The sequence below is a fragment of the Escherichia sp. 20412-1 genome (assembly GCF_003027595.1).
GTDB lineage: Bacteria > Pseudomonadota > Gammaproteobacteria > Enterobacterales > Enterobacteriaceae > Escherichia > Escherichia marmotae.
The window spans coordinates 1-843 of the sequence record NZ_PYQM01000120.1 but is presented as its reverse complement, the minus strand read 5'-3'; the positions used below and the strand labels follow the sequence as shown (position 1 = coordinate 843).

Annotated in this window: 1 protein-coding gene; it reads left to right on the top strand. The window is 61.0% G+C overall.

Features of this window, described 5'->3' with window-relative positions; translation table 11 throughout:
* On the top strand, window positions 1–843 hold an 843-nt coding region (locus tag C7B16_RS24270; RefSeq protein ID WP_143192637.1), incomplete at both ends, for an RHS domain-containing protein.

Here is an 843-nt window from a genome sequence, read left to right as displayed (position 1 = left end):
GCCGGGCGACTGAAGCGCAGGGAGACATACAGCGGGATGCGCGGGGTGGTACCGGACACGTTCACGGACCGGCAGTACAGCTACAACGGTCAGGACGAACTGCTGAAGACGCGGCACAGCCGGCGGGGGGAAACGGATTACTTCTATGACACCACGGGCCACATCACGGCATGCCGCTCGGAGGATGAGGGGTATCTGGCGAGCTGGCAGTACGACGCGGCGGGAAACCTGCTGGGGAGGCGCGCGGGGGAAAGGGCCACGGCAGAAAACAGCGTGGTGCCGTTCAACCGGCTGCTGTCTTACCGTGGCGTGCACTATCGTTATGACGAACACGGCCGGGTGGTGGAAAAGCAGGGCCGGAGCGGAACGCAGAGTTACCGTTATGATGCGGAACACCGGATGGTGGAGGTGACGACAGCGCGGGAGACATACCGGTATGTGTACGATGCGCTGGGGAGGCGGACGGAAAAACAGCACATCAGCCCCGACGGTAAACCGTACAACCGGACAAAATTTTTATGGGACGGGATGCGGCTGGCGCAGGAGAGCAGGCCGGAGGGGACAAGCCGCCTGTATATCTACAGTGACCAGGGGAGTTATGAACCGCTGGCGCGGGTGGACAAGGCGGGGAAAGAGGGACCGAACCGGATACTGTATTTTCACACAGATGTGAACGGCGCGCCGGAAGAGATGACGGACAGTGACGGGAAAATCGTGTGGGAGACGGGGTATCAGGTCTGGGGTAACACGATACAGGAGAAGGACCACGGCAGGGTGGAACAGAACCTGCGTTACCAGGGACAGTACCTCGACAGGGAAACGGGGCTGCACTACAATCTGCAC